Origin of the sequence: Burkholderia sp. AU44665 (assembly GCF_030504405.1) — a bacterium.
GTDB lineage: Bacteria > Pseudomonadota > Gammaproteobacteria > Burkholderiales > Burkholderiaceae > Burkholderia > Burkholderia semiarida.
Map to the genome: position 1 here is coordinate 1 of NZ_JAUJRI010000044.1, position 3,189 is coordinate 3,189.

Below are 3,189 nucleotides of genomic sequence, written 5' to 3' on the forward strand. Positions count from 1 at the left end.
CCGTGTCGCCTTCCAGCGCCAGCTTCGCCGAACCCTTCACGATCGGCGTGTCGTCGCCCGGGAAGTCGTACTTCGACAGCAGTTCGCGAACTTCCATCTCGACCAGCTCGAGCAGTTCCGCGTCGTCAACCATGTCGCACTTGTTCAGGAACACGATGATGTACGGAACGCCAACCTGACGCGCCAGCAGGATGTGCTCACGCGTTTGCGGCATCGGGCCGTCTGCTGCCGAGCAAACCAGGATCGCGCCGTCCATCTGCGCCGCGCCCGTGATCATGTTCTTCACGTAGTCAGCGTGGCCCGGGCAGTCGACGTGTGCGTAGTGGCGGTTAGCCGTTTCGTACTCGACGTGTGCCGTGTTGATCGTGATGCCGCGCGCCTTTTCTTCCGGTGCCGCGTCGATCTGGTCGTACGCCTTCGCTTCGCCGCCGAACTTCTTCGTCAGAACCGTCGTGATCGCTGCCGTCAGCGTCGTCTTGCCGTGGTCAACGTGACCAATCGTACCAACGTTCACGTGCGGCTTGGTCCGCTCAAACTTTTCCTTGGCCATTTTCAACTCCCAAAAGGAATTTCACAGGTTGCGCCGCGCGCAAACAAGACACTGACTTTTTACTGCTGGTGCCCATGGGCAGGATCGAACTGCCGACCTCTCCCTTACCAAGGGAGTGCTCTACCACTGAGCCACATGGGCGCTACGCTTCAACTTAGCGGTCTGGAGCGGGTGAAGGGAATCGAACCCTCGTCGTAAGCTTGGAAGGCTTCTGCTCTACCATTGAGCTACACCCGCACGGGCCACTAACGATTCCTTGCCGCTCACTGCGCTGATATCTTGGTGGAGGAGGTTGGATTCGAACCAACGTAGGCGTAAGCCAACAGATTTACAGTCTGCCCCCTTTAGCCACTCGGGCACCCCTCCGTAGAGAACTGACGATTATGGGGGTGCATCGCACTCCTGTCAAGCATATCCGGAAGATTATTTTCACTTTCTTCCCGACCTCTGCTTCCCGCCGATCGCCGCCCTTGCCCGGCTAAGGCAAGCGCGAGATGTTGCCGACCGGCACCACATCTTCGTCAGACTCCGCCTTCAGCGCCGATCTGCATCTGCGCTAAAAACGAAAGACCGCCATCATACGGCCTCTTTCGCACAATGCCAAGCGGGTAGACGCAAATTTTCCGCAAATTTCGTGCCGGGCGAGTTTGGCGAGCCGGCTGGTGGTTGCTCCTGGAGGTTGGGCGCGGTGCCTCCGGAGTGAAATAAAGGCTCTGCAGCCGACGACGACGCACCCCTTCTGACGATTGCTGTCGGCTCCGTCGCCGGTTTCGACTACTGCTGCGTTCGCCGGCTTCACCACAAGGCATGAGGCCGTCTCGAGTCGCCCGCCTACCCCAGGTAAAGACCTCCATGCACCCGCCTCTCTGGAACGACACTTTTTGTGGTTGCACCGTAAGCGGTCATCTAATAACGCAGCAGGTGCGCACGACCCGGAGTCAGCTTCGTCGGATGAAACTACTTGGTAGGTTTTGGAAATCGATAGTTTACGAAGTGTTCCTCGGTAGACGTGACTTGAAATTTCATCGATTCGTAGAACGCAACAGCCTCCGAATTTGAGCGGAGGCAAGACAGTGTGATGGCCTTTCCGGTCCGCGCGGCCTCTGACATCAGCGATGTCAGAACGTCTTTTCCAATCCCCTGTCGCTGGAAGCTTGGTTTCAGTATCAGAAGCGACAGGTGAATAGCGTCGTCTAGCATCCTGACGACCGCGTAACCTGCTGTATTGGCGCCAACTCTGACCAATCGTATATCAGAGCGAGTGTAAGACTCTATAAATCGACGCCGTTGAAACTCATCATCCCAACCGAACGCGGAATCGATGTGATCGCGCAGCGCAGCCTCATATTGCGCGAAGAGCTCCTGCGTTTCAGTTGCGCTTTCTTCGAAGGGGACCAGCGCGACCCTGTTCACCAGACTGTCATTCATCAGGGATGTAAGCTCGTAAGCGGTACGATCGCTCAGTTTAGGTCAGGGCAATAATTTCCAAGGCAGTAGCTCGGCGTAGTCATCGACAGTCTCGGCCAACGGCAGCCTGGCAAATAGCCAGACGAGATATCGATACGGATTGATGCCGTTCGCGTTGTACGTTTCGACGAGAGAGTACAGGTTGGCGCTGGCTTGCGCACTGGGCAACCGTGTCAACGAACAGTAACCCAGATGCACGAGTTGATGATCGTGGGCGATGCCGTTATAGAGCTCGTACCCGTCAATCATCAGCACGGTGCCAGGCTGCACGCCGGCATAGAGCTTCTGCGCGTGCTGGGCGCCGCGGCCCTGCGAGTACGAGAACATCCGTACTGTGGCCTAGCGCCGTTGACCTGCGCCCACAGATAACTCTTCGCCTGTGTCCTGGCTCCTTCAGCACTTGGAAGGTTGTCTCGTCGCCGTAGATCACGTCCGACTCGAGCAGCGCGTCGCGCATCAAATTGATCATCGGCTGCGTAGCCACTCCCACCTCGCGCTTACGAAGTCGTTATAAAGCCGATATATGGCGCCGGTGCATCGACATCCGACGCGCGCTGCCCGGCAACTTGAGCTGAAGCGGCGATTCAAGAGCGAAGCATGGTACGCCGACCTTCCCTTGCGGAGCTCTCTGATCGGCGATCCGAATACGGCACGCGCCGACACGGGAACACATCCCTGCGATGGGTGGCCGCGTAGGCGACAGCGCCTATTCGCTCATCGAAGAAATTTACTCGGTACGGGACGGTCCAACGAGCGACCGTCGAAAAGAATCGCGCCGATTGTTGATCCTGTCAGACACGCAATACGCGCACGGCACAGCGGGCCCGTGGGTCGATTCGCTTCTTGCCGCAAGCCAAGCGTGCGCCGCGCCCCGATAGGGCTCTTTAGGGCGAGATGCGGCGAGCTGGATCGAAAATGGCGTTTGATAATAATGTCGCGGCTCTTGTGGCGGAGCAGTACAGTCGCGAGGAACATGCGGCAAGGGAGCCGGGAGCGGCGACATCCTGTCCGCTCTTGCCATTGCCATGGAGACGTTGTTTTCGCCGGCCGAAATGCAAAAACCCCCGCCTTGTCGGGCGGGGGTTTCTGGCTTAGGGAGCCTGACGATTACCTACTTTCACACGGGAATCCGCACTATCATCGGCGTAGAGTCGTTTCACGGTCCTGTTCGG

At 57.9% G+C, this 3,189-nt stretch carries 2 protein-coding genes, 3 tRNA genes and 1 pseudogene; all 6 read right to left on the bottom strand.

Annotation, left to right across the window (positions count from 1 at the left end; all coding sequences use genetic code 11):
* Positions 1-550, bottom strand: a 550-nt coding sequence (locus tag QZM15_RS33825; RefSeq protein ID WP_226226273.1) for a GTP-binding protein, incomplete at its 3' end; no start/stop codon positions are given.
* A 66-nt stretch (positions 551-616) separates the two neighbouring features.
* Positions 617-691, bottom strand: a tRNA-Thr gene (locus QZM15_RS33830).
* A gap of 22 nt (positions 692-713) precedes the next feature.
* A tRNA-Gly gene (locus QZM15_RS33835) sits at positions 714-787 on the bottom strand.
* Between the two features lie 43 nt (positions 788-830).
* Positions 831-916 (bottom strand) — tRNA-Tyr (locus tag QZM15_RS33840).
* Between the two features lie 591 nt (positions 917-1,507).
* Positions 1,508-1,978: an N-acetyltransferase gene (locus tag QZM15_RS33845; protein ID WP_081066464.1), complete on the bottom strand. Its 471-nt coding sequence runs from the start codon at positions 1,976-1,978 to the stop codon at positions 1,508-1,510.
* A gap of 42 nt (positions 1,979-2,020) precedes the next feature.
* Positions 2,021-2,507, bottom strand: a pseudogene (locus QZM15_RS33850) (transposase); the annotation flags it as partial.
* Between the last annotated feature and the right edge of the window lie 682 nt (positions 2,508-3,189).